Here is a 3,057-nt window from a genome sequence, read left to right as displayed (position 1 = left end):
GCCGGCCAGCCCGTGCCGGGGTATACCGAACTGGGTGCCGACGGATCGACGTCGTGCGGATGCTGGATCTATTCGGGCGTGTACGCCGAGGGGGTCAACCAGGCCGCCCGCCGAGCGCCGCTGGGTGGTCCGAGCCCGAGCCAGTCGGAGTGGGGGTGGGCCTGGCCGGCCGACCGCCGCATCCTCTACAACCGGGCCTCGGCCGACCCCGACGGTAAACCGTGGAGCGAGCGCAAGCGCTACATCTGGTGGGACCAGGAAAAGCAGCGGTGGGTAGGCAACGACGTGCCCGACTTCGTGGCGGACCGGCCACCGGGCAGCCGGCCCGATCCCGACGTCGGCGGGCCCGACGCGCTCGCCGGGGATGACCCGTTCATCATGCAGGCCGACGGCAAGGCGTGGCTGTTCGCGCCGAAGGGAATGGTGGACGGGCCGCTGCCCACGCACTACGAACCGCAGGAGTCGCCCGTTACCAACGCGCTCTACCCCCAGCAGCGCAACCCGTCGCGAATCACGTTCCCGCGCAAGGAAAATCTGAGCGCACCGAGCGACGGGGAGCCCGGATCCGATGTGTATCCTTACGTGTTCACTACCTACCGGCTCACCGAGCATCACACCGCGGGCGGGATGAGCCGGTGGCTGCCCTATCTGTCGGAGCTGCAACCGGAGATGTTCTGCGAGGTCTCGCCGGAGTTGGCGGCCGAACGTGGCTTGGAGCCGTACGGGTGGGCCACCATCATCTCGCCCCGGGCGGCGATCGAGGCTCGGGTGCTGGTCACCAAACGCGTTGCCCCGCTGGTAATCAACGGCCACACAGTGCACCAGATCGGGCTCCCGTATCACTGGGGCGTCGGTGGCGACGCCGTGGTGAGCGGGGACGCGGCCAACGACCTGCTCGGAGTGACGCTCGACCCGAACGTGCAGATTCAGGAGTCCAAAGCCGGTTCGTGTGACATCCGGCCCGGGCGGCGGCCGCGCGGCGAGGACTTGCTGCGCCTGGTTGCCGACTATCAGTCGCGTTCGGGGGCCACCACCGAGACCGGCAACGTGCGGATCAGCGACGGCGTCTGGGAAGGAGGAGCCGATGGGTCAGCTGAGCGGACCGACCGACCCGACGAGTAACGCCGGCTGGGCGGAACCCAGACCGCGCAAGGGATTCTTCACCGACACCTCGATCTGCATCGGCTGCAAGGCCTGCGAGGTCGCGTGCAAGGAGTGGAACCGTAACCCGCGCGACGGCGACCTGGAGCTGCTGGGGTCGTCCTATGACAACACCGGAGCGCTGGGCGCCAGCACCTGGCGGCACGTGGCGTTCATCGAGCAGGGCCGCGATCGGATCGAGGAGGCGCGCGAATCCGGCCGCGCCCTAACAGATTTGGGTATGCCCGCCGTCCCCGGGCCTCCGGACACCAGCCCACCGGATACCCCGGAATTCCGCTGGCTGATGTCGTCGGACGTGTGCAAGCACTGCACGCACGCCGGCTGCCTGGACGTGTGCCCGACCGGCGCGTTGTTCCGCACCGAATTCGGCACCGTCGTCGTGCAGGACGACGTCTGCAACGGGTGCGGCACCTGCGTGGCCGGATGCCCGTTCGGCGTGGTGGAGCGTCGCAGCGACGGCACGTATGCGACGCCCGCGACCAGGCCCGATCGTCCCGCCGAGAAGTTCGTCACCGGGGTCGCCCAGAAGTGCACGCTGTGTTACGACCGCCTGGTCGAAGACCAGATCCCCGCCTGCGCCCAGACCTGCCCCACCACGTCGATCAAGTTCGGCGACCACGACGATCTGGTGATCGAGGCCCGAGAACGGGTCACGCGGCTGCACGCCCAGGGCCAGACCGAGGCGCGCCTCTACGGCGCCAACGAGCACGACGGAGTGGGTGGCACCGGCTCGATCTTCCTGTTGCTCGACGAGCCGGAGGTCTACGGCCTGCCGCCCGACCCGCGCGTGTGCACGGCCGACCTGCCGCAGATGTTCAAGAGGGCGTGCGTCGCCGCCGCGGGGATGTTCGCCGCCGCAGCGCTCGCCTTCTGGAAGGACCGGTGAAAAACCCATGAGCACTTCGGAATTCGACAGCCTGCGGCCCCCGGAACCCGCGGGCGGCAAGCGCCGCAAGGGCAGGCGGGTGGGCCGCCGGGGCGGTGGCGACGGCTCGCGCGAGATGCCGATGGTCCCCGAGGTCGAATTCAGTTCGTACTACGGGCGTCCGGTGGTCAAGCCCGCGCCGTGGGGGCACGAAGTCGCCGCCTACCTGTTCCTGGGCGGGGTCGCGGGAGGTTCGGGCCTGCTCGCGGCAGGCGCCCAGCTCACCGGCCGGGACACGTTGCGCCGCAACACAAGGCTGTCCGCCCTGATCGCGGTGATGCTGGGCGCGGTCGCGCTGGTGAAGGACCTGGGCCGTCCCGAGCGCTTCGTCAACATGCTGCGCACGGTCAAGCTGACCTCGCCGATGAGCATCGGGTCGTGGATCCTCAGCTTGTTCGGCGCCGGCATCGGTGTCGCCGCCGTTTCCGAGGTCGACCGGATGACCGGCGAGCGAATCCCGTTGGGCCCGTTGCGGCCCGTTCTGCGCGCCGTCGAGGGGCCGGCCGGATTGGAAGCCGCCGTGTTCTCGCCGCCGCTCGCCGTCTACACCGCGGTGCTGCTCACCGACACCGCCACCCCGACGTGGAACGCCGCCTACCGGGACCTGCCGTTCGTGTTCGTCAGCTCGGCGAGCCTGGCCGCGTCGGGATTGGCGATGATCACCACCCCGGTCGCCGAGGCCGGCCCGGCCCGCACGCTGGCCGTCATCGGCGCGATCGGTGACCTGATCTCCGCGCGGTTCACGGAATACCGGATGGACCCGGTGACCAGGGAACCGCTGCACCGCGGCAGGCCCGGCCGGCTGTTGGCCTGGAGCGAACGACTGGCCGCCGCGGGCGGTTTGGGCGCATTGCTTGGCGGCGGACATCGCGGCGTCGCCGCCCTGTCCGGCGTGGCGTTGTTGTCGGCGTCCGCGATGCTGCGGTTCGGTTTCTTCGAGGCGGGCCTGGAGTCGACGCGCGACCCGCGGT

At 70.0% G+C, this 3,057-nt stretch carries 3 protein-coding genes; all 3 read left to right on the top strand.

Features of this window, described 5'->3' with window-relative positions; genetic code table 11:
• The coding region (locus A9X05_RS15260; RefSeq protein ID WP_304442449.1) for a molybdopterin dinucleotide binding domain-containing protein at positions 1-1,122 on the top strand (1,122 nt) is incomplete at its 5' end.
• Positions 1,085-2,047 (top strand): 4Fe-4S dicluster domain-containing protein, encoded by a 963-nt coding sequence (locus tag A9X05_RS15255; protein ID WP_067782446.1) that lies wholly within the window; start codon positions 1,085-1,087, stop codon positions 2,045-2,047. The genes A9X05_RS15260 and A9X05_RS15255, both read left to right, overlap by 38 nt.
• Before the next feature lie 7 nt (positions 2,048-2,054).
• Positions 2,055-3,057, top strand: a 1,003-nt coding sequence (nrfD, locus tag A9X05_RS15250; RefSeq protein WP_067782443.1) for an NrfD/PsrC family molybdoenzyme membrane anchor subunit, incomplete at its 3' end; no start/stop codon positions are given.

Source organism: Mycobacterium sp. E3298, from assembly GCF_001666895.1.
Classification (GTDB): Bacteria; Actinomycetota; Actinomycetes; order Mycobacteriales; family Mycobacteriaceae; genus Mycobacterium.
The sequence above is the reverse complement of the archived record's forward strand: the minus strand, read 5'-3'. Positions and strand labels throughout refer to the sequence as shown.

Coding starts and splice junctions, on each gene's coding strand:
- A9X05_RS15255 (WP_067782446.1), top strand. CDS start 1,085: ATGGGTCAGCTGAGCGGACCGACCGACCCGACGAGTAACGCCGGCTGG.